The sequence below is a fragment of the Leisingera sp. genome (genome assembly GCF_034669605.1).
Classification (GTDB): Bacteria; Pseudomonadota; Alphaproteobacteria; order Rhodobacterales; family Rhodobacteraceae; genus Leisingera.
In genome coordinates this window covers 1-22025 of sequence record NZ_JAXMOX010000019.1, presented here as the reverse complement: position 1 = coordinate 22025, position 22025 = coordinate 1, and the positions used below count along the sequence as shown (strand labels likewise).

The window sequence follows — 22025 nt, the reverse complement described above, 5'->3', positions numbered from 1 at the left end:
TGGCCATGCTGACAACCCGCCTGCCCGATACCGGCTTTCTTTCCGGCGCCTCCGGCCCGCTGCGCCGGATGCTGGAAAGCCAGGCCGCGGAGGTCCGCCTGCGCCAGGGCGAGGTGCTGTTTGAACAGGGCGACGCGGGTGATGCGCTTTATGCGATCGCCGAGGGGGCGCTGGAATTTTCGGTGCTCTCTGCCTCTGGCCGCAAACTGTCGCTCGACATGATGCGCCCCGGCGCCGTGTTCGGCGAGATCACCCTGTTCGACCCCGGCGAACGCACCGCCACCGCCATTGCCGCCGAACCCAGCCGGGTGCTGCGCCTGCGCAGCCGCGACGTGATGGATCAGATCCGCCAGTATCCCGACCTGGCCGCCGACCTGCTGCGGCTGGCCGGCCAGCGGATGCGCTGGATGAACACCCAGCTGAACGAACAGGTGTTCCTGCCGATGCCGGTGCGGCTGGCGCGCAAATTGCTGTATCTGGCCCCCGAGGGCCGCGATGGCCGGATTGCCCTGTCGCAGGCCGAACTGGCGGAGTTTGTCGGCGCCACCCGTGAGGCGGTTTCAAAAACCCTGGCTGCCTGGAAACGCAGCGGCCTGGTCAGCATCAGCCGCGGCGGCGTGCAGATCCTGGACCGCGCGGAACTGGCGGTGCTGGCCGGACCGGATTCGATCTGACCGCCCCCGCAACGGCAATTTCCCGGAAAATCCGTACGAAAAAACCGGTTTTGTAATCCCGGTCACAGAACATTCCGCTGCATCCGGCAATAACCGGAAACAGACAGCCATTATCCGTTCCATCCCAATGGCTGCCTGTCCAAAAGAGCCATGCGCCCGCCAGCGCATGGCTCTTCCCTGTTGCGGCTCCCGCCCGGTTCCGGACCTCACGAAATATTTCACTTAGCCTTCGCGGAACCGGGCCCGTACAGTGCCGCGCATGGCATATGATTACGACAAGCTTTACCGCGAAACGCCGGAGGCGCTCGGCGCTCCCTCCCCGGCAATCACCGCCTTTTTCAGCGGGCTGGGCTCCAAAGGCCTGCGCGTTCTGGATGCCGGCTGCGGCCAGGGGCGGGACGCGCTGTTCATCGCCCGGCTGGGCCACCAGGTGACCGGGGTCGACCTGTCTCCGCATGGCATCCGGGACCTGCAGGCCGCCGCCGCACAGGACGGCCTGGACGTCACCGGCGTTACCGCCGACCTCACAGTCTGGGAACCCGGAGAAGACTACGACATCCTGCTGTTCGACCGGACCCTGCACATGCTGGCCGCGCCGGACCGGCGGGCGCTCCTGTCCCGCTGCCTGCCGTATCTGCGCCCCGGCGGCTGGGTGCTGATTGCCGACGAAAAACCCAACTTTGAGGATTTCCGCCGGATCTTTGCCGCAGAGCCGGGGGGCTGGCGCACGGAACAGGACACCGGCAGCCTATTATTCATGAAACGCCGCTGACCGCACAGCAAGACCCGCAAAAAAAAGGCCGGGCATCTGCCCGGCCTTTGTCAGGGTGTTGCGGGGCCGGCCTGCAGGCCGTTATTCCGCCAGGTTCAGCGCCACGAACCGCGGCTCGCCGCCGCGGCGCACCAGCAGCAGCAGCGACTTGCGGCCCGCCTCCCTGGCTTCGGCAACGCGGGACTCCAGCTCGCTGATCGCGGCGACCTTCTGCTGGCCTGCCTCGGTGATCACATCGCCGGCGCGCAGGCCTTTTTCCCAAGCCTCCGATGCCTCATCCACTGACAGAATGGCCAGTCCTTCGACCTCTTCGCCCAGGTTCAGCTCACCGCGCATCTGGTCGGTCAGAACCCCGACCGACAGACCCAGCAGTTCCTTTTCGCTCTGGCCGGTTTCGCCGTCACCGTCCTGACGGCTGGACGGCCCGCGCTCGGCATCCTCGCGGCGGCCCAGGGTCACCCGCAGGGTTTCGGTCTTGCCCTCGCGGTAGACCACCAGCCGCACGGTCTTGCCGACCTCGGCATTGCCGACCTGGCGCACCAGGCCGCGGGTGTCCTTCACCTCGCCGCCGTCAAAGCTGACAATCACGTCACCGGCCAGCACGCCGGCGTCCTTGGCGGGGCCATCCGGCACGTCCGTCACCAGCGCGCCGCGGACCTTGTCCAGCCCGATCGCCTCAGCCAGATCCGCATCCACATCCTGGATCTTCACACCCAGCCAGCCGCGGCGCGTCTCGCCGAATTTCTTCAGCTGGTCGACCACTTTCACCACCACATTAGAGGCCATCGAGAAGCCGATCCCGATGGAGCCGCCATTGGGCGACAGAATCGCAGTGTTCACCCCGACCACATCGCCATCCATGTTGAACAGCGGCCCGCCGGAGTTGCCCCGGTTGATCGCCGCATCGGTCTGGATGTAGTCGTCATAAGACCCCGAAAGCTCGCGGTTGCGGGCCGACACGATGCCCGCCGACAGCGAGAACCCCTGCCCCAGCGGGTTGCCCATGGCCACCACCCAATCCCCGACGCGGGCGGTGTCGCTGTCGCCGAACTTGACGTATTTCAGCGGCGCAGGCGCCTCGACCTTCAACAGCGCGATATCGGTATTGGGATCGGTGCCGATCACCTTGGCCGGCAGCAGCTCCTTGGGCTGGCCGGTGCCGGGGAAGAATTCGATCTCGATCTCATCCGCACCTTCGATCACATGGTTGTTGGTGACAATATAGCCATCCTCGGAAATCACAAAACCCGACCCCAGCGCCGAAGACCGGCGCGGGCGGCTGCCGTTGCCATTGCCGTTGCGGTCCTGGAACTCCCGGAAGAAATCCTCAAACGGCGAGCCTTCGGGCACAATGCCCTGCGGACCGGTGCGCCCCTCGATCACGGTAGTGGTGGTGATGTTGACCACCGACGGGCTCACTTGGTTGGCCAGCGGCGCCAGGCTTTCGGGGCGCGCCATTGCGGCCGCGGCCTGCATCAGCAGGACCGCCATGGCCAGCACCGCCAGCCAGATCATGCGCATCATCGCGCTGCTGCTGCCTGCCCGGCCGGAAATTGCAATTGCCTGTGGCTGCACGGATCTACTCCTTGTCACTTATCATTCTTCTTTTCCGCCCCGGACCGGCGCAATTGCCGGCCACACCGGGCGGAGCCTTACGGACCCAATGTAGGAACTTCCGCCCGCCCCGCAACAAATGTTGCAAGGAATAAAGCCCCTGTGACCGGGTTTTCAGCCCGGCCAGAGCGGGGACAGGTCCTGCTGCAGGCATCCTAGCAGGGAAACCTTGCGGTTTCGCTGAAAATCTAGGGGGAAAACGGCGTCTCAGACCCCAAAACGGAACGCCAGCCAGACCAGGATCAGACCCAGCGCCAGCGCCGCCAGACCGGCATTGCGGCGCTGCGCCTCGCTCAAAGCGCGCAGCATCTCCAGCAGACGTTCCACAAGCGAAGGGGCCAGTGCGTACACCAGCCCCTCTGCAATCAATACCAGCCCGAGAGCCAGGAGGATAAACCCCATTTACTGCTCCGCCGGCCGCTTGCCGTCCGAGGATTTCAGGTAGTTGAAAAACTCGTTGTCCGGCGACAGCACCATGGTGGAGTTCCCCGCCAGCAGCGAATTCGCATAGGCGTTCAAGCTGCGGTAGAATTCAAAGAACTCCGGGTCGGCGCCATAGGCCTCGGCAAAGATCGCGTTGCGTTCGGCATCCGATTCACCGCGGATGATCTCTGCCTCGCGCTGCGCTTCGGACACCAGCTCAACCACGGTCCGGTCGGCCTGCGCCCGGATCCGCTGCGCCGCTTCGTTACCGCGGGCGCGCTCGTCGGTGGCTTCGCGCACCCGCTCGGCCCGCATCCGCTCAAACGTCGCATCGAGGTTTTCCGACGGCAGGTCGGTGCGCTTCAGCCGCACGTCGATGATGGCAATGCCCAGTGCGCGTGCATCGGCGATGGCGCCGTTGCGGATCCGCAGCATCAGCGCGGCACGGTCCGACGACAGGATATCGTTGGAGCTGACCGAGCCGAGGATCTCCCGGGTTTGCGCCCGCAGGATCGAATCCAGACGGTTCTCCGCGGTGGCGATACCGCCGGCGCCAACAGCCTGACGGAACCGGTTGACGTCCACGATGCGGTAGCGCGCAAAGGCATCGACCACCAGACGGCGGTCGTCCGACGGGGTGATTTCCAGCGGGTCGATATCGCGGCTCAGGATGCGGTCGTCATAGCGCACCACCTCCTGAATCAGCGGGATCTTGAACGCCAGGCCCGGATCTTCCTTGACCGAAACCACCCGGCCGAACTGCAGCACCAGCGCCTTTTCACGCTCGTCCACAATGAACACCGATGACAGTGCGGTAATCGCAGCAATCACCAGCACCGGCAGCAAAAGAGTTGTCTTACGCATCAGTTGCTTCCTCCGCGGCGCAGTTCATTCAGCGGCAGGTACGGCACGACGCCCTGGCCTTCGCCCGACTGCTCGTCAAGAATGATCTTGTCGACCCGGCCCAGCACCTCTTCCATGGTTTCAATGTACAGGCGTTTGCGGGTCACCTCAGGCGCCTTCTGGTACTCGGTCAGAACCGCCGAGAACCGGCTGGCTTCACCCTGGGCTTCGTTGACAACCCGGGCGCGGTAGCCTTCGGCCTTCTCCAGCAATTCCGCAGCCTGGCCGCGGGCCTCGGCCAGCGCATTGTTGGCATAGGCGTCGGCTTCGTTCTGGCGCCGGTCGCGTTCCTGTTCCGCGGCCTGAACATCGCGGAAGGCGGCAATCACCGAAACCGGCGGGTCGGCCTTGACAAAGTTGACGCGGATGATGTTGATGCCGCTGTCATAATCATCCAGCGTGAACTGGATCAGTTCCTGCAGCCGCGAGGCGATCGAACCGCGGTCGCGGTTCAGGATCGGCGCCAGTTCGGACTGGGCGATAATCTCGCGCATCGCCGATTCAGACACCGCCCGGATAGTGGTGCGGGCATCGCGCAGGTTGAACAGGAACTTCGCCGGATCGCTGATGTTCCAGACCACCTGGAAATCGATATCGACGATGTTCTCGTCGCCGGTCAGCATCAGCCCGGCTTCCGAGCTGAGGCCGCCGCCGACACCGATGTCTTCGGTCTGTTCACGGGTGACCGGCAGGATCTCCTTGGTCACCAGCGGCCAGGGCGCAAAGTTCAGGCCCGGCTGCCCGGTCGAGGAATATTCGCCCAGGAACAGCTCAACCGACTGTTCTTCCGGCTTCACGGTATAAAAGCTGGCAAAGCCCCACAGGACCGCTGCCGCAACAACGGCCAGCCCCACCGTGCCCTTGGTGAACATCGGTCCGCCGCCGCCAGAGCCGCCGCCGCCGCGCCCGCCCGAGCCGCCGCGCCCGCCCATGAGGACGCGCAGCTGCTCCTGGCCTTTCTTCACCAGTTCGTCAATCTCGGGGATCTGGGGCTCATCAGGCTTGCGGCCGCCGCCGCCGCCATTGTTGCCGCCGTTGTTGCCCCGGTTGCCTCCGCCGCCAGAGGAGCCACCGCCCCCCCAGGGGCCACCGCTATTGCCCGCCATTTCTCTCCTATCCGTATGCTGCTGCCCATCAGTTTCCACGATGGGCGGCATGTGTTGTCAGTTATTGCCAGCCGCCCGATCAGGTCGAACGCACCGGAGTCTTCAAGGTTACCAACTCTTCCGACATTGTCGGATGGACCGCAACTGTACGGTCGAAATCTTCCTTGGTCGCCCCCATCTTTACAGCGATTCCCGCCAACTGGATCATCTCTCCGGCGCCGGGTGCGACGATATGGCAGCCCAGCACCTTGCGCGTCGCCTTGGAGACAATCAGCTTCATCAGCACCCGCTGGGCACGGCCCGCAAAGGCCTGCTGCATCGGCTTGAAGGAAGTTGCATAAACCTCGACCGGTTCCTGCTCGCTGGCCTCCTCCTCGCTCAGCCCCACAGTGCCCATCTCCGGCTGGGTGAAAATCGCCGTCGGGATCAGGTCGTGGTCGGGGCTGGTCGGGTTGCCCTTGAACACCGTCTCGACAAAGGCCATGCCTTCGCGGATCGCCACCGGCGTCAGGTTCACCCGGTCGGTCACATCGCCGATGGCATAGACCGACGGCACCGAAGTCTGGCTGTACTGGTCGACCACGATCTCGCCCTTGCGGCCGCGCTCCACGCCGATCTCTTCCAGGCCAAGGTTGCCCGAATTGGGGTTGCGGCCGGTGGCATACATCACCTTGTCGAACAGCCGTTCCTGGCCATTGGTCGACTTCACCCGGATCTGATCGCCTTCCTGGCTCATCTCCAGCACATTGGTGCCCAGATGCACGTCGATGCCCGCCTGGCACATTTCCTCGCAGATCAGCCCGCGCGCCTCGTCGTCAAAGCCGCGCAGGATCTGCGCGCCGCGGTAGAACTGCGTGGTCTTCACGCCCAGCCCGTTCATGATGCCTGCAAACTCACTGGCGATATAGCCGCCGCCGACGATCAGCAGCGTCTCCGGCAGCTTGTCCAGGTGGAAAATCTCGTTCGAGGTGATCGCCAGCTCCGAGCCGGGGAACTCCGGCACCGACGGCCAGCCGCCGGTGGCGATCAGGATGTGCTTGGCGGTCTTGCGGGTGCCGTCGGCCAGCTCCACCGTATGCGCATCCGCCAGCTTCGCGCGCTGGTCGAAACTTTCCACGCCGTTATTCTTCAGGATATTGCGGTAGATGCCTTCCAGCCGGTCCAGCTCGGCATGCAGCTTGCCCTTGAAGGCATCCCAGTTGAACCCGCCGGCCTGGATGTCCCAGCCATAGGCCTGCGCGTCCTCGACCATGCCGGAATATTCCGAGGCAAACACCATCAGCTTCTTCGGCACGCAGCCGCGGATCACGCAGGTGCCGCCATAGCGGTCCTCTTCGGCCAGCGCCACCTTGACGCCTTCCTGCGCCGCCACGCGGGCTGCCCGCACCCCGCCCGAGCCGCCGCCGATGACAAACAGATCGTAATCAAAGCTCATGAATTTCCGCCCTTTGCATCTCTTGTGCAGGTGTATCCCATAACGGACCACCAAACGCCATATGCCCAAGTGGGCGTTAATCCGCTGCTTTCAACCTTTTGCTGCAGAAACAAACGGGGATGTGAGGCGGACAGGCCGTCATTCCGGTCCGAGGCGCTGCCGGGCCTGCCGGCCGGGCGCGCCTCGGTTTGCACCGGTCCTCAATCCTGCAGATCGGTGAACAGATTGTCGGTCTCGGCAAACTCCAGCCTGTCTTTCTCAACCGTGCCTTCGTTGATGTCGCGCACCTCGATCCGGCCGTCGCCATAGCCGATCACCACCGTGTCGCAGATGTCGATGAACAGCCCGTTCTCGATCACGCCGGGGATCTGGTTCAGCACCAGCGCCAGCTGACGCGCGTTGCCGATGCGTTTCAGATGCAGGTCAAGAATGTAATTCCCCTCATCACTCACAAACGGCGCATCGCCGTTCATCCGCAACGTGGTGGTGCGGCCCATCACATCCATCGACACCAGGGTTTCCTCGATCAGCGCCTGGCTGCTCTGCCAGCCGAACGGCAGCACCTCGACCGGCAGCGGAAAGGCCCCCAGCGTCGCGACCGATTTGCTGGCGTCCGCAATCACCACCATCTGGTCCGAGGCGGTGGCAACGATCTTCTCCTGCAGATGCGCGCCGCCGCCGCCCTTGATCAGGTTCAGATCAGCGTCGAACTCATCGGCGCCGTCAATGGTCATGTCCAGCCATTTGGCCTCGTCCAGCGACACCACATCGATGCCCACATCCCGCGCCAGCGCCGCGGTCCGGCTGGAGGTCGGCACGGCGGTGATCTTCAATCCGTCGCGGCTCACCATTTCCCCCAGGCAGCGCACCAGCCAGGCGGCGGTCGAGCCCGTGCCAAGACCAACCCGCATGCCATCCTCAACCATTTCAGCCGCCCGTTTGGCAGCCACGAATTTCGCCTTGTCGATCGGCGACAGCTCTCCGGTCATCAGGGGCCTCCATGAATACGCGTTTGCGGCGGTTATAGGCGGTTTGCCGCCTCTGCGCGAGGGGGCTTGCAGCGGTTTCCGGCACCGCGGCTGGAAATGCACGCCAGCCGGGCTATTGATTTTCAACTTGGGGGATCAGAACCATGCTGCAATTCGACGAGGAAACCGCCCGCGTGCTGGAAGACGCCTATCAGGGCGCCGATGTGTCGCAGCGGCGGCGGGCCAGCTTTGACGCGCTGACGCCGCTGCCGGGCGACCGCATTCTGGATCTGGGCTGCGGCAACGGGCTGCTGACACTGGAGCTGGCCCGCGCCGTCGGCCCCGCCGGCCATGTGACCGGGCTGGACGCCAGCCCCGACATGCTGGCCGCCGCCCGCAGCCGGCTGGAAGGCCGCGCCAATACCACCCTCGCCGAAGGCGATGCCGCCCGCCTGCCGTTTGAGCCGGAAAGCTTCACCAAGGCGGTTTCCGTGCAAGTCTTCGAATATCTGACCGACCGCCGCCCCGCCCTGCGCGCCCTGCACACCGTGCTGCAGCCCGGCGGGCGGCTGGTTGCGGGCGACATCCATTGGGACACCTTGGCCTGGTACAGCGACAACACCCGGCGCATGGAGCGGATGCTGGAGGCCTGGAACCGCCACTTGGCAGTGCGTGATCTGCCCGCAAAACTGCCGGCCGAGCTGCGCAGCTGCGGATTTGAAATGCAGCGGATGCACCCGCTTGCGGTCTGCGACACCACTCTGCGCCCCGACGGTCTGGCAGCGATGATGATCCAGCTGATCCGCGCCTTTGCGGTGGACATCGGCGCCACCGACACCGACGATGCCGCCGCCTGGGCGCAGGAACAGCAGGAACTGGCCGCCGAGGGGCGGTTCTTCATGTCGCTGACCCATTTTGTCTGCACCGCCCGGCGGCAATGACGGCCTGCGCCGCAGGCAGATATCCGCCGCTGCGCAGAGCGGCAGGGAAACTGGCATCACAAAGGCGGGTTTCCTATTGGAAACGCCGGAAATGGACACACCCGGCGGCGGTTTGCGACATATTGTTACGCCATGACACCCGAATACCGCCTTCACTTCGCCCCTGACAATGCCTCGCTGGTCATCCGGCTGGCGCTGGAGGAGCTTGGCCAGCCGTATGAAACGGTGCTGGTCGACCGCCAGGCGAAGGCCCAGCACAGCGCCGGATACCGGGCGCTCAATCCGAACGGCTTGATCCCGGTGCTGGAAACGCCGGACGGGCCGCTGTTTGAGACCGCTGCCATCCTCCTGTGGCTGTCCGAACGCCATGGCGCGATGGCGCCGCAGCCCGGCAGCCCGGACCGCGCGGCCTTCCTGAAATGGCTGTTCTTTGCCTCCAACACCCTGCACGCCGACCTGCGGATGCTGTTCTACCCGGAGAAATACATTGGCGCGGACAAGGCCCATCAGGCACAGCTGCAGTCCGTCCTGCGCCAGCGGCTGCACCAGCATCTGACCAATCTGGACCACGCCGCCGCCGGCCGCCCCGCCTGGCTGGGGGCGCCGCAGCCCTCGGTTCTGGACTATTACCTGGCCTGCCAGTTGCGCTGGATGGCACTGTACCCTGCCGATGCGGACAGATCCTGGTTCCGCATCGCCGAATACCCCAGCCTGCAGCGCCTCTGCGCCGGGCTGGAACACCGCACGGCCGTTACCACCGCGCGCCAGGCCGAGGGCCTCGGCGCCGCCCCGTTCACCTCCCCCGCCTATGCCAATCCCCCAGAAGGATCAGCCACCTGATGTTCCTCTCCGTTTTCGACATGTTCAAAGTGGGCATCGGCCCGTCCTCCTCGCACACCATGGGCCCGATGGTCGCCGCTGCGCGGTTCCTCGATGTGATGCGGGCCTCGCCGTTTGAATTCCACGGGCTGCGCGCCTCGCTGCATGGCTCGCTGGCCTTCACCGGCGTCGGCCACGCCACCGACCGCGCCACCATCCTCGGCCTCGGCGGCTTCCGCCCCGATGATTACGACGATCAAAAGGCCGAAGCCTTCCTCGCGGAACTGGCCGAAACGCACACCATGCAGCCCGAGGGTCTGGGCGCGCTGCGCTTCGACCCCAAGGCCGACATGATCTTCGACTACGATCAGGCGCTGCCGGGCCACGCCAACGGCATGATCCTGATGGCCACCGACGCCCAGGGCGACGTGATCCTGAAACAGGTCTACTATTCGATCGGCGGCGGCTTTGTCGTCACCGAGGAAGAACTGGCCCAGGGCAAGGCGACCGACGAGGGCGACCCGGTGCCCTACCCGTTCAAATCCGCCGCCGAGATGCTGGAGATGGCCAAATCCAGCGGCAAATCCATCGCCGGCATGAAACGCGCCAATGAAATCGCCCGCGGCTGCCCCGAAAGCCTGTCCAAGGGCACCGCCCGCATCTGGCAGGTGATGAACGACTGCATCAACCGCGGGCTGGAGCGCGACGGCATCCTGCCCGGCGGCCTCAACGTGCGCCGCCGCGCCAAGGGCATCTATGACGCGCTGCTGGCCGAGCGCGGCAAGAACCTGACCGCGCCGCACACCATCAACGACTGGATGAGCGTCTATGCGATGGCGGTGAACGAGGAAAACGCGGCCGGCGGCCAGGTTGTCACCGCGCCGACCAACGGCGCCGCGGGCACCCTGCCGGCGGTGATCCGCTATTACCTCGACCATGTTCCGGGCGCCTCTGAGTCCCATGTCGAGGACTTCCTGCTGACCGCCGCCGCCATCGCCGGCCTGGTCAAATACAACGCGTCCATTTCCGGCGCCGAAGCGGGCTGCCAGGCCGAAGTCGGCTCGGCGGCCGCGATGTCGGCGGCCGGCCTTTGCGCGGTGATGGGCGGCACCCCCGAACAGGTGGAAAACGCCGCCGAGATTGCGCTGGAGCATCACCTCGGGATGACCTGCGACCCGGTTAAGGGGCTGGTTCAGATCCCCTGCATCGAGCGCAACGGGCTGGCGGCGATCAAGGCGGTCTCTGCCGCCTCGCTGGCGCTGCGCGGCGACGGCCAGCACTTCGTGCCGCTGGACGCCTGCATCGAGACCATGCGCCAGACCGGCGCCGACATGCACGACAAATACAAAGAAACCTCGCTCGGCGGCCTCGCGGTGAACGTGCCCAACTGCTGATCATCCCTGCTTTCTTGAAAAGATAGCGTGACATAAGGCCCGGGCCTGGCCTTGGGAGGGCGCGAATGCGCCTTCCCGGGGGAGTGAAGGCCGTCGCGGAAATGCTCCGGGGGAGCGTTTCCGGCCTGAACGGGCGGAGCCCAAGGCGCGGGCCGTGCCGCTGCGCGCCACGTCTCAAAAATACGCAACGCCTCTCCTTTCCCCGCAACTCCAGCTTGCACGATGACTATTGCAGGCCTAGCGTGGCGCCATGACACAGGACCGCCCCCTCCTCGGCATTGCCCTGATGCTGGGCTTCTGCATGGTGATCCCGCTTGGCGACGCCATCGCAAAACTACTGACCAACCGGGTGCCGGTTGCGCAGATCGTCTTCATCCGCTTTGCCGCCCAGGCCGCACTGCTGCTTCCCCTGGCGCTGGCAATGCGGCTGCCGCTCAGCCTGTCGCGCCGGGTGGCGCCGCTGCTGCTGCTGCGCACCCTGCTGCAGATGGGCGGCATCGGCGCCATGTTCACCGCCTTCCGCTACCTGCCGCTGGCCGACGCGGTGGCGATCGCCTTCGTGATGCCGTTCCTGATGCTGCTGCTGGGCAAATACGTTCTGGGCGAAGAAGTCGGCCTGCGCCGCCTCGGCGCCTGCGTGGTGGGCTTTGCCGGCACACTGCTGGTGATCCAGCCCAGCTTTGCCGCCGTCGGCTGGAACGCGCTCTGGCCGCTGCTGGTCGCAGTGATCTTTGCCCTTTTCATGCTGGTCACCCGCAAGATCGCCAAGGAGACCGACCCCATTTCCTTGCAGGCAGTGGCCGGCGCCATGGGCACGGTGCTGCTGGCGCCGGTGTTCCTGATCGGCGACGGCTTCGGCCTGCCGGCCCTCGCCACCAGCCCGCCGCCGCAGGACACCTGGAGCCTTCTGGCCGCCGCCGGCGCCCTGGGCACCGTGGCCCATCTGATGATGACCTGGAGCCTGCGGTTCGCCCCCACCTCGACCCTGGCCTCGATGCAATACCTGGAAATCCCGGTCGCCGTGTTCATCGGCTGGCTGATCTTTTCCGAGCTGCCCAACTCGCTCGCCGCCTTCGGCATCCTGCTGACGATCAGCGCCGGCCTTTATGCGGTGCTGCGCGAGCGCAAGGCCTCGGAGACCGCAGAACGGATCAATCCCGCCTGAGATCCAGCCTGAGATCCAGCCTGACCGCCGCCACCACCTCGGCCAGCAGCCGCCGCGGCACGATCACCAGCAGCCCCGGCCCCTCCGGCACCAGCCGCACCGGCCCGGTGGCCCGGTTCGAAGTGCCGATCCGCCCCATCGGCGACATCCGCAGCCCGTCGATGGGCCATTCCAGCCCCTCGGACCGCCCCTGCACCGGCTGCATCGGAAACAGCGAGATCACCTCCCCCGCCTCCGCGGGCAGATCGACTGCATGGGTCAGGTGAAAGATCACTTCGGTTTCGCCGATCAGCACACAGGGCGCCGGATGCCCCTGCACCAGCGTATTGAACGCCGCCAGCTGGTGATCCACCCGCGCGCCCAGAAACCCCACCGCCAGCACCGCCGGCGCCGAAATCCTGCGCAGCGCCTTGTCGAAATCGGTGCTGTCCTGCTCCGCCACCGGAAACAGGCTGCCCGGCGGCAGCCGGCCCCGCACATCCCCGGGCAGCGAGTCGAAATCACCGATCACCGCCTGCGGCACATGCCCCGCCGCCAGCGCCGCAACCGCGCCGCCATCCGCCGCCGCCAGCACCGGCGCCAGCGCCAGCGCCTCTTCCAGCGCACCGGATGCCAGCTCACCGCCGCCAACCAGGGTGATTGGTTCCAATTCCTCAACAATCAGACGGTTCATAGGCGGCATTCCTGGCAGTTTTGGAAACAAGTCACAATGTGAACACAAAATGATACGATCAATTGCACGGATTCGAGCAAAATTGGTCCTTCAAGCCCATATGGTAAACGACAACAGATGTGACGAAGACGAGCGAGCTGATGGTACATAACAACAAAGTCTTGACCGTATCCTATGGAACCTTTTCCTGCACTTTGGAAGGGTTCGAGGATTCCTTCGGCACGATGAAGGCGATTGCCGAGTATTTCCGCGACCTGGCTTCCGATGACCGCTACTTCGGGGCGGAACCGCCGCAACCCGACGCCGACATGCTGGCCCGCATCGCCCAGCGCGAAATTGCCCGCCAGGTCGAGGCCCGCACCAGCGACGGCGGCATTCACCTGCGCGCCGCCACCCCGGCGCTTGGCGCCGCTGCCGCCGAAGCCCCTGCGCAAACCCCGGCTGCCGCTGCGGCACCTGCCGCTGCGGCACCTGCACCTGCACCTGCGGCAGACCCCGCGCCTGCCCCGGCTGCAGCGGAGCCCGCAGAACAGCCCGCCGCAGCAGAGCCCGGATCTCAACCAGACACGCTTGCAGCCGAAGAGTCCAAAGCCGCTGCAGAAGCAATTGCCGAAGACGCCAGGGCCGCCGCCGCAGAAATCGCCGAAGCCGAAGCCGAAGCCGAAGCCGAAGCCGAAGCCGAAGCCGAAGCCGAAGCGGCCGCGCTGGAAACCGCAAGCGAAATCTCCGCTCCGGCCAAGGCTTCCTCTTCCGTCGAACTGCTCGAAGTCAACGAGCCAGAGGCCGAGGCCGAGGCCGAGGCCGAGGCGGACACCGAAGAGCACGCCGCAGCACCCGTCCGCCGCGAAGCAGACCCCGTGCCGCCCGCCGACAGCATCGCCGCCAAGCTGCAGCGCATCCGGGCGGTGGTGGCACAGACCCCCGACGACGACTTCACCGAAGACGAACATGCCGACGATGTGCTGGAAAGCGCAGCCGGGGACATCACCAGCGCGCTGCTGGAGGATGGCAGCAACGGCGCACCGGACTTCGATGATGAAGGCGACGATGCAATCGCCAAGGCACTGGACCGGCTCGACCTGAACACCGGCGCCGCCGAAACGGCAAGCGATGCGCCCGCACAGGACGGCGGCAGCACCGCTGACGAGGCCGCCGCCCCCCAGCCTGCCCCCCAGCCTGCCCCGTCCCGCGTGCGCATCACCAAGGTCAAACGCGCCGATTTCTACCAGGCCGTCGCTACCGGCCGGCTGCAGGAAACCGATGCCAGCGAAGATCCGGCGCCCGCCCAGTCGTCCCTTTCGGAGGACGACGAAGCCGACCTGATGCGCGAACTGGCCGAGGTGGAGGCCGAGATCCTCGCCGCCTCCGAGGCGGATGAAGGTGCCGCTGAAACGCCCGATGCCGCAGGCCGCGCCCCGGCCCGGCCCGCAGCCGCAGGCCTGCCGGACAGCGATGTCTCCCGGCTGATGGCCGCCGCCGACGAAAAGCTCGAGGACCCGGACACAACCTCGTCCCGCGAGGCCTACAGCCAGCTGCGCGCCGCCGTCGCCGCCACCAAGGCCGAAGGCCCCGCCGCCGGCAGCGCAGGCAGCGATGGCGCCAAGCCCTACCGCGAAGACCTGGCCAGCGTGGTCCGCCCGCGCCGCCCGGAACCCCGCCCGAACGCCTCGGAACGCCCGGCCGCCGCGGCCGCCCGCCCGGCGCCGCTGAAACTGGTGGCCGCACAGCGCATTGACGAGGGCAGCGCTCCGCAGCAGCCGGTGCGCCCGCGCCGGGTCTCGGCAGCGGTTCTGGACGACGGCAGCGAAGACAGCAGCGGCTTTGCCGCCTACGCCGCCGACCGCGGCGCCGCCGATCTGCACGAGCTGCTGGAAGCCGCCGCCGCCTATATGAGCTTTGTCGAAGGCCGCGACCACTTCTCGCGGCCGCAGCTGATGAGCAAGGTGCGCAGCGCCGGCAGCAGCGACTTCAACCGCGAGGACGGGCTGCGTTCCTTCGGCCAGCTTTTGCGCGACGGCAAGATCGAACGCTCCGGCACCGGCAAGTTCACCGCCTCCGGCGACATCGGCTTCAAGCCGGGCAAACGCGCCGCCGGCTGACCCCGGCACCCAAACAGCAAAAGGCGGCTTCACGAGATGACGCAGTCCCTGTGCTGGGTGGTTCTCCGGACGCTCCACGGTCAATAATGCAGGGCAGCGATCGCAAAGGGCGCTGCCTTATCTCGTTGATGTCTTCAAGCTGCATGATCAGCCTGTAAACTTGCAGTAGCTTGGAGAACGGCCCTGGCGCATGTCTATGACACGCTCGCTGAGGCTTGCGGAACGCCATATTTCAATCAGCTGGATCCGCCAAGCGGATCTGGTGTCGTCGTTGGGGACCACCAGACCCTACGGTTTGTCGAAAACCTGCTTCCGTCAAGCGCACAGCCTCTGAAAATGACCCGTGGCGAGGTGGAGGCCGAAATAGCCGCGGCGATCTCGACGCTGACCGCCATTGACGAGACGATTCCCAGCATCCCCGAGCGGACAGATGAGGATGGCCAGAGCGGCGTTCCGCGCATTTACTGGCCGGCCTGTCGCGAAGAATACGGGGCGGTCTTTACAGATAAGCATCAACGCCTGCGCAGTCAGAACCAGAGGTTCTGGATCGGCCGCGACGCTCTCATCGTGGTGAAACGTGCCATATCTTTCCTGCTTCCCGTCCGCACCGGCACGGTCACGCCGGCAGGCGGGAAATCTTAGTGGCCGTTTGGTGCACCGGCACAGATGGCGGTGGTGGATGAAGCCGGCATGCCGAGCCCCGAGTTCGTCCCGCCGGTCATGGCCGAGGGGCGCCGAACGCTGGCGGCCGGCGCTCCTTGCCGGATCGCACCCGTCGGGGCGGATCCGCAGGCTGCCAAAGCCGGTGGCGGGAATCCCGCGCCGGGGCACGCCGCCAAAGACCCGGAACACATGCCAGTGCGCGTCAAACAGCATCTCGTGGGTTTGCAGAAGATAGGCCCGGACCAGGAATGCCCGGCTGTGCGACAGCTTGATGCGGGCAACCTGGAGCTTGGTGCGCTCACCACCAAGGACCGCCCAGTCTTTGCTCCGGTCCAATTGGAAGGCTTCGCCCGGCTGGAACGCCAGAGGAACAAATGTCCCGCGGCCTGCCGATTGCTGAATGCACTGGCGTTCCGCGCGCCCTGCCCGCGCGAAGGCCGCCACCCGCCCATACGAACCGGTAAGGCCAAGAACCGCCGGATCCGCATACAGCTGCTTGACCCTCCGCCGCCGCTTGCGGGGCTTGCGCGTTGCCGCGGTAAGCGATGCAGAATACTTCTCCGCGCAAGGGTCCAGCTTGCCCGGACGCTGCGGGGCCTGAAACCGGGGCTCAACAGCCCCCAACGTAATGACATGCGAATGGTGTTGCGGGAGAGGCCTGTTCGCCTCGCTATCTCCCGAATAGACATCTGATCCCGAAGCGCCCCGCGCCGGATCACACTCAGAACTGCCATGTCGATCACTCCAATGACCCCTGCCGGTTAAAGCCAGGGGTACGGTCACACATGGGTCAGATCTCAATGAAAACTTTCGCCTGTCCCGGGCCAGATCTCAGCGGAAATCAACAGCCGCGGTCCCGCCTCGAGTCGTTGTCCGGCCAGAACCCAGAAAATCCGCATAGATTGAAGTTGATACCAACCTCTGTCCGCAGACCCGCGGTCCCGCGATGGTCAAAGACTATGGGCTGTTTCGTTCGGAGAAGAAGGAAAATTTGCCTCAGTTGGGCTTTTCCGCCTTGCGCGCGTCTAACAACGTGGTCCGGGAAAAAAGCCTCGGATTTTCGCCCTGTTTTTCTGATCCGGCTGTCAGTAAATCCGCTTAAAATACAAAGACCTGCCGCGCGGTTCGCGACAGGTCAGATTGTTCAGGCCTCCCACCGGAGGGAATGCGCCCCCGCGAGACCGCCTTTTTTTTCAGGCCGGATCCCTGTTCATCTTTCCGGAAATACTCCGGGGTGAATTGGCCATGAGGCCAAAAGGGGCAGCGCCCCTCTGTCACTCGCCGCTTGCGGCGTCCGGCTCCGCCTGGCCGACACCGCGGAACACAAATTTGAACGGCAGCACCCAGGCAACCCCCAGCGCCGCATAGACCAGCAGCTCCAGCCACAGCGGCGGCCGGTCCAGCCAGTTCATCACCGTGACCGCGGCGACGATGTAAACCGGCATCCCCACCAGCAGGATCACCAGTGCCCAGCGCCGCCGGGCCTTGTAGCTCAGGCCTTGCTTCTCAGCCATCAGTCGGCAAACGGGTCGGTCACCAGAATGGTGTCGTCCCGCTCCGGGCTGGTGGACAGCAATGCCACCGGGCAATCGATCAGCTCTTCCACGCGTTTCACGTATTTGATCGCATTGGCCGGCAGGTCGTTCCAGCTGCGCGCGCCTTCGGTGCTTTCGCTCCAGCCCGGCATCTCCTCATAGATGGGGGTGCAGCGGGCTTGGCTGTCTGCCGCGGTCGGCAGGTAGTCCAGACGTTCCCCGTCCAGCTCATAGCCGGTGCAGATCTTCAGGGTCTCGAATCCGTCCAGCACATCCAGCTTGGTCAGTGAAATGCCGTTGATGCCGGAGGTGGCGCAGGTCTGGCGCACCAGGCAGGCATCAAACCAGCCGCAGCGGCGCTGGCGGCCGGTGGTGGTGCCGAACTCATGGCCGCGCTCGCCCAGACGCTGGCCATCCGCATCCGGCGTGCCGTCTTCCTTCAGCAGTTCTGTCGGGAACGGGCCTTCGCCGACCCGGGTGGTATAGGCCTTCACAATGCCCAGCACATAATCGATCGAGCCGGGGCCGATGCCGACGCCGGTCGCCGCCTGGCCGGCAATCACGTTGGAGGAGGTCACAAACGGATAGGTGCCGAAATCAATGTCCAGCAGCGCGCCTTGGGCCCCTTCGAACAGGATCCGCTTGCCGGATTTGCGCTTTTCGTTCAGCACTTTCCAGACCGGTGCGGCATAGGGCAGGATCTTCGGTGCGATTTCCTTCAGCTGCGCGATCAACGCGTCGCGGTCGACCGGATCAACACCCAGCCCCTTGCGCAGCGGATCATGATGCTGCAGCGCGCGGTCGACACGGGCAATCAGCGTCGCCTCATCGGCCAGATCGGCCACACGGATCGCCCGGCGGCCCACCTTGTCCTCATAACACGGGCCGATGCCGCGGCCGGTGGTGCCGATCTTGGTGCCTTTGCTGGCCGCCTCTTCGCGCGCCCGGTCCAATTCGCCATGCAGCGGCAGGATCAGCGGCGTGTTTTCCGCGACCATCAGGGTCTCCGGCGTGATCTCCACACCCTGCGCCTGGACCGTGGCGATCTCTTTCATCAGATGCCAGGGGTCCAGCACCACACCGTTGCCGATGACACTCAGCTTGCCGCCGCGCACCACACCCGAGGGCAGCGCGTGCAGCTTGTAGACCTTGCCGTCAATGACCAGCGTATGGCCGGCGTTGTGGCCGCCCTGGAAGCGCGCGATCACGTCCGCACGCTCGCTCAGCCAATCCACGATCTTGCCTTTACCTTCGTCGCCCCACTGGGCGCCGACTACGACGACATTGGCCATATCCGGTCCTTTACAGTCTTGGTTCAAACCCACGCTCATATAGCGATGCTGCACCGGCAGGGGAACCGGTTTTTCGCCGCAGTCAGACGCCAGACACCCTTTTCGCCCCGTTCACCAAGGCCTGCGCCTGCCCGGGCGGGCAAGAATGCGCCGCCTTGCCGCTGATTCCCAAAGGACACTTCGCTAACAAAAGGGCGAGCGCCTGCCCGCAGGCTTGCGGGGCACTTTATCCCTGCAACGTCCGTACTGGCTGTCTCAGGAGCATTGCCCCCGCCAAAGCGCCAGCCCGGTGGGGCGGGCAGGCGCTCGCCCGGCGGCGCTTTGCGCCTTGATTCCGGGCGGATGGTGTTTCCACAGGCAGGGTGTTGCGCACCCACCGTACGCCGCCTTCACGCGATCCTCATGTCCATCGGACAGACTGCTTCCTGATCGCGATCCCCCGCCATGGCTCCGCGCGCGAGGCCATGATACAAGGCGCAGGCATCTGTGCGGCTGCCTGCGCAACACCCGGAGACCGGCCCCGATAATAAGGGGGTCGTTCAGGACCTCCTGTCCGAGCAGGCCCCGCGGGGTCTGTCCATACTCCAACCGGCGGCGCCGCCATCCTTCACCGGATCAGCACTCAGAAAACGCAAGACAAGCAAAACCGCCCGAGGCGCGATGCCTCCGGCGGCCGGACCTGCGGGCGCAGTCAGCCCCGCAGATGCACCGGCGCGCCATGCGGGGTGGACAGATAGGCCTCTTCCCAGCGGCTGCGCATCACTTCGGCCTCGGCGCGGGAGGCGGTACCGTCGTCGGCCAGAAACTGCTCCAGCGTCTCCAGCCAGGCGCGGAAATAATCCTCGCCGCCGTCCAGCTCCCGGTTCAGCCCGTGGCGTTTCAGCGTTGCAGAGAACCGCTGCACCCAGTCCCCCCAGGTAAACCGCCCGGCCTCGTTCAGATGCACCGTGAGGGCAAAGACCTGCGCGTGCCAGGGTTCGGCAAACACGGGCTCCGGCGCGGAAATGCCTGCACAATCACTCATAGCGGCTCCAGATAGCTTTGCCACAGATCCAGCACCACCTCGTCCCCCGGGTGTTCCGCATGCGCCCACAGCACCCGCGCCGGAAACCGCACCGCATACAGCGGCTCGGGCGCCTCGCCCAGCCCATGCGCGCTGCTGTCAGGAAACACATGGGTGCCATGCATCCGCAGAATGTAACCGCGCGCCCCGGCGGCATATTGCGGCAGCCGCGTGTGGCCGCCGTCTACCAGCGCATTATCCGCCGGCAGTCGCGCCCGCACCGCCTGGCCCGCAGAGAACCGCGGCTTCGGCCCGCCCTCCCGGTCCGCCGGGCCGCCCTTGGCCAGCGCACCGGCGACGTTCCCCGCCGTCAAAGCCCGTTCCGCCAGCGCGTGCAGCCCCGCGGCGCCCTTGCCCTGCAGGTCCTGCCGCGTCAGCACTCCTTTTTCGACCAGAAGATCCGCCAGCGCCGCGATCCATTTCTCATAATAGGAAAAGCGGGTGTAATCCTTGGGCGAAAGCCGCTCGCGCGCATGGCGCGAGGTATCGATGTTCCACTGCCCCAGTGCGCCGCAGGCCAGTGTCACCGCGAGTGCGCGGGCATGCCAGTCTTCGGCAAAGACCGGCGCATCCGCGGGTTCCGGCACCACCGGGCCGTCGCCGAATCGCCCGCCCATGTCATGCACCCGGGTCATGCCGGCGCCCCCGCCGGCAGCTTCGCCAGAGCGGTGCCGATCATGCTGTCGCGGCTGACCAGCGCCGCCAGGCCGTCCTCGCTCAGACCTTCCGTGCCCTCAGGCCGCATCGGCAGCACCAGATAGCGGACCTCGGCGGTCGAATCCCAGACCCGCACCGCAGTGCCTTCCGTCAGCGCCACCCCGAAATCCGCCAGCACCTTGCGCGGCTCGCGCACCGCACGGGCCCGGTAGGCATCGGATTTGTACCAGCCCGGCGGAATGCCCAGCAGCGGCCAAGGGTAGCAGCTGCACAGGGTGCAGACGACCATATTGTGCTGCGCAGGCGTGTTCTCCACTACCACCATATGCTCGCCCTGGCGGCCGTAATAGCCCAGGTCTGCCAGCACCGGATCGGCATCGGCCAGCAGCGCCGCCTTGAACTCCGGATCGCTCCAGGCCCGCGCCACCACCCGGGCGCCGTTCTGCGGGCCGATCCTGTTCTGATAGGTCTCGATGATCTCCTCCAGCGCGGCGGGATCGATCAGCCCTTTTTCAACAAGAATCGTTTCCAGCGCTTTGACCCGCAAGGCGGGATCTGGCGGCAAAAGAGCGTGCGGGTGGTCTGGGTCATCATGAGGCATGAAGAAACTCTGCCCTGCCGCCAGGGCCCGCGTCCAGTCACAATACGCTGCGAACAGGCCGCAACGGGCCCTCTGACCGCACGTCACGCTGCGGCTCCAAGGCGAAGCAAACTCCGCCCTTGCCCCCCCGGTCAATCTTGCCTATTTACCGCCCGATACTCAGCCAACCGCCGCAGGGACCCATGGAAAACGTTGTTCTCATCATCCATCTTCTTTTGGCTCTCGGCCTGATTGCAGTTGTACTGCTGCAGCGTTCCGAAGGCGGCGGCCTTGGCATGGGCGGCGGCGGCGGCGGAGCGGTCTCCGGCCGCGCGGCAGCCACCGCGCTCAGCAGGCTGACCTGGCTGCTGGCGATTGCCTTCATCTGCACCTCGATCACCCTGACCGTTCTGGCCGCGCAGAAATCGGCGGGCGCCTCGGTCACCGACCGTCTGGCCGTGCCGCAGACCGATGATCCGGACGGCGCTCCGGCGGCGCCGCTGGGCAGCGATCTTCTGCCGCCCAGCGAAGGCGACAACGCTCCGCTGGTGCCGAGCCTCGACTAAACCACTACACCTTGACGGGTTTTCGGGAGCCGCAACAGCATCTTGCGGTTCCCTTGCGCATTACGCGCGAATCCTCTATATATGAAGTCCCGTGATGCTGCGGTTTTTCGGATGATTCCAATCACCGCCGGGCAGCTGAAATCTGACTTCTCACGGGGGCAGCCGAATACATATGGCGCGTTTTATCTTCATCACTGGCGGTGTCGTTTCATCCTTGGGCAAAGGCCTGGCTTCGGCAGCACTGGGGGCTCTTCTGCAGGCCCGCGGCTATTCCGTCCGCCTGCGCAAACTGGACCCCTACCTGAACGTCGATCCCGGAACCATGAGCCCGTTCGAACACGGCGAGGTCTTCGTCACCGACGACGGCGCCGAGACCGATCTGGACCTGGGCCACTACGAACGCTTCACCGGCGTGCCGGCCCGCAAGACCGACTCGATCTCCTCGGGGCGGATCTACACCAACGTGCTGGAGAAGGAGCGCCGCGGCGACTACCTCGGCAAGACCATCCAGGTCATTCCGCATGTCACCAACGAGATCAAGGATTTCATCTCGATCGGCGAGGATGAGGTCGACTTCATGCTCTGCGAGATCGGCGGCACCGTCGGCGACATCGAAGGCCTGCCCTTCTTCGAGGCGATCCGCCAGTTTGCCCAGGACAAGCCGCGCGGCGAGTGCATTTTCA

Annotated in this window: 20 protein-coding genes and 2 pseudogenes; 9 read left to right on the top strand and 13 right to left on the bottom strand. The window is 65.5% G+C overall.

The window, feature by feature from the left end:
- The first annotated feature begins 5 nt into the window (after positions 1–5).
- Entirely contained in the window at positions 6–674 is a 669-nt protein-coding gene (locus tag VOI29_RS04015; RefSeq protein WP_323776149.1) for a Crp/Fnr family transcriptional regulator, read from the top strand.
- 259 nt (positions 675–933) lie between these two features.
- Entirely contained in the window at positions 934–1446 is a 513-nt protein-coding gene (locus tag VOI29_RS04010) for a class I SAM-dependent methyltransferase (RefSeq protein ID WP_323776148.1), read from the top strand.
- 81 nt (positions 1447–1527) lie between these two features.
- Here the strand turns inward: VOI29_RS04010 and VOI29_RS04005 are convergent, their stop codons facing one another.
- The 6 genes from VOI29_RS04005 to rpiA all read right to left on the bottom strand — a co-directional run bounded on the left by VOI29_RS04005 (position 1528) and on the right by rpiA (position 7916).
- On the bottom strand, positions 1528–2970 hold the full coding sequence (locus VOI29_RS04005) for a Do family serine endopeptidase (protein WP_323776147.1): 1443 nt from the start codon (positions 2968–2970) through the stop codon (positions 1528–1530).
- A gap of 297 nt (positions 2971–3267) precedes the next feature.
- The gene (locus VOI29_RS04000; protein WP_323776146.1) at positions 3268–3462 is read right to left on the bottom strand and encodes a DUF2065 domain-containing protein; all 195 of its coding nucleotides are present in this window, start codon (positions 3460–3462) and stop codon (positions 3268–3270) included.
- A complete protein-coding gene (locus VOI29_RS03995; RefSeq protein WP_323776145.1) occupies positions 3463–4347 on the bottom strand; it encodes a protease modulator HflC in 885 nt (294 codons plus the stop codon).
- A complete protein-coding gene (gene hflK / locus VOI29_RS03990) occupies positions 4347–5492 on the bottom strand; it encodes an FtsH protease activity modulator HflK (protein WP_323776144.1) in 1146 nt (381 codons plus the stop codon). Before hflK ends, VOI29_RS03995 begins: the two co-directional genes overlap by 1 nt.
- Before the next feature lie 79 nt (positions 5493–5571).
- On the bottom strand, positions 5572–6927 hold the full coding sequence (gene gor, locus VOI29_RS03985) for a glutathione-disulfide reductase (protein WP_323776143.1): 1356 nt from the start codon (positions 6925–6927) through the stop codon (positions 5572–5574).
- A gap of 200 nt (positions 6928–7127) precedes the next feature.
- The gene (gene rpiA, locus VOI29_RS03980; protein WP_323776142.1) at positions 7128–7916 is read right to left on the bottom strand and encodes a ribose-5-phosphate isomerase RpiA; all 789 of its coding nucleotides are present in this window, start codon (positions 7914–7916) and stop codon (positions 7128–7130) included.
- A 143-nt stretch (positions 7917–8059) separates the two neighbouring features.
- Between rpiA and VOI29_RS03975 the strand changes: the two genes are divergently transcribed.
- The 4 genes from VOI29_RS03975 (at position 8060) to VOI29_RS03960 (ending at position 12214) form a co-directional block, all read left to right on the top strand.
- On the top strand, positions 8060–8836 hold the full coding sequence (locus tag VOI29_RS03975; protein WP_323776141.1) for a methyltransferase domain-containing protein: 777 nt from the start codon (positions 8060–8062) through the stop codon (positions 8834–8836).
- A 132-nt stretch (positions 8837–8968) separates the two neighbouring features.
- Entirely contained in the window at positions 8969–9676 is a 708-nt protein-coding gene (locus VOI29_RS03970) for a glutathione S-transferase family protein (protein WP_323776140.1), read from the top strand.
- Positions 9676–11049, top strand: coding sequence for an L-serine ammonia-lyase (locus VOI29_RS03965; RefSeq protein ID WP_323776139.1), 1374 nt, complete (start codon positions 9676–9678; stop codon positions 11047–11049). Before VOI29_RS03970 ends, VOI29_RS03965 begins: the two co-directional genes overlap by 1 nt.
- Positions 11050–11299: 250 nt before the next feature.
- Complete coding sequence (locus VOI29_RS03960) at positions 11300–12214, top strand: DMT family transporter (protein ID WP_323776138.1); 915 nt, start codon at positions 11300–11302, stop codon at positions 12212–12214.
- Here the strand turns inward: VOI29_RS03960 and VOI29_RS03955 are convergent.
- Entirely contained in the window at positions 12201–12887 is a 687-nt protein-coding gene (locus tag VOI29_RS03955; protein ID WP_323776137.1) for a thiamine diphosphokinase, read from the bottom strand. The genes VOI29_RS03960 and VOI29_RS03955 overlap by 14 nt on opposite strands.
- A 119-nt stretch (positions 12888–13006) precedes the next feature.
- Between VOI29_RS03955 and VOI29_RS03950 the strand changes: the two genes are divergently transcribed.
- On the top strand, positions 13007–14986 hold the full coding sequence (locus VOI29_RS03950; protein WP_323776136.1) for a chemotaxis protein CheA: 1980 nt from the start codon (positions 13007–13009) through the stop codon (positions 14984–14986).
- 813 nt (positions 14987–15799) lie between these two features.
- Here VOI29_RS03950 and VOI29_RS03945 read toward each other — a convergent pair.
- From VOI29_RS03945 to nthA, 6 genes and pseudogenes are all read right to left on the bottom strand, one after another.
- Positions 15800–16383, bottom strand: a pseudogene (locus VOI29_RS03945) (IS21 family transposase); the annotation flags it as partial.
- 540 nt (positions 16384–16923) lie between these two features.
- A complete protein-coding gene (locus VOI29_RS03940; protein ID WP_323776135.1) occupies positions 16924–17163 on the bottom strand; it encodes a DUF2842 domain-containing protein in 240 nt (79 codons plus the stop codon).
- Entirely contained in the window at positions 17163–18476 is a 1314-nt protein-coding gene (locus VOI29_RS03935; RefSeq protein ID WP_323776134.1) for an adenylosuccinate synthase, read from the bottom strand. The genes VOI29_RS03940 and VOI29_RS03935 overlap by 1 nt, the downstream gene beginning before the upstream one ends.
- A 691-nt stretch (positions 18477–19167) precedes the next feature.
- Positions 19168–19500 carry a nitrile hydratase accessory protein gene (locus tag VOI29_RS03930; protein WP_323776133.1) on the bottom strand — a complete coding sequence of 111 codons (333 nt, stop codon included), beginning with the start codon at positions 19498–19500 and terminating at the stop codon, positions 19168–19170.
- A complete protein-coding gene (nthB, locus tag VOI29_RS03925) occupies positions 19497–20174 on the bottom strand; it encodes a nitrile hydratase subunit beta (RefSeq protein ID WP_323776132.1) in 678 nt (225 codons plus the stop codon). Before nthB ends, VOI29_RS03930 begins: the two co-directional genes overlap by 4 nt.
- Positions 20171–20797 (bottom strand): nitrile hydratase subunit alpha, encoded by a 627-nt coding sequence (gene nthA, locus VOI29_RS03920; protein WP_323776131.1) that lies wholly within the window; start codon positions 20795–20797, stop codon positions 20171–20173. Before nthA ends, nthB begins: the two co-directional genes overlap by 4 nt.
- A gap of 182 nt (positions 20798–20979) precedes the next feature.
- On the opposite strand from nthA, the gene secG reads away from it, so the two are divergent.
- Entirely contained in the window at positions 20980–21342 is a 363-nt protein-coding gene (gene secG / locus VOI29_RS03915; RefSeq protein ID WP_323776130.1) for a preprotein translocase subunit SecG, read from the top strand.
- Positions 21343–21514: 172 nt separating this feature from the next.
- A pseudogene (locus VOI29_RS03910) lies at positions 21515–22025 on the top strand (CTP synthetase); the annotation flags it as partial.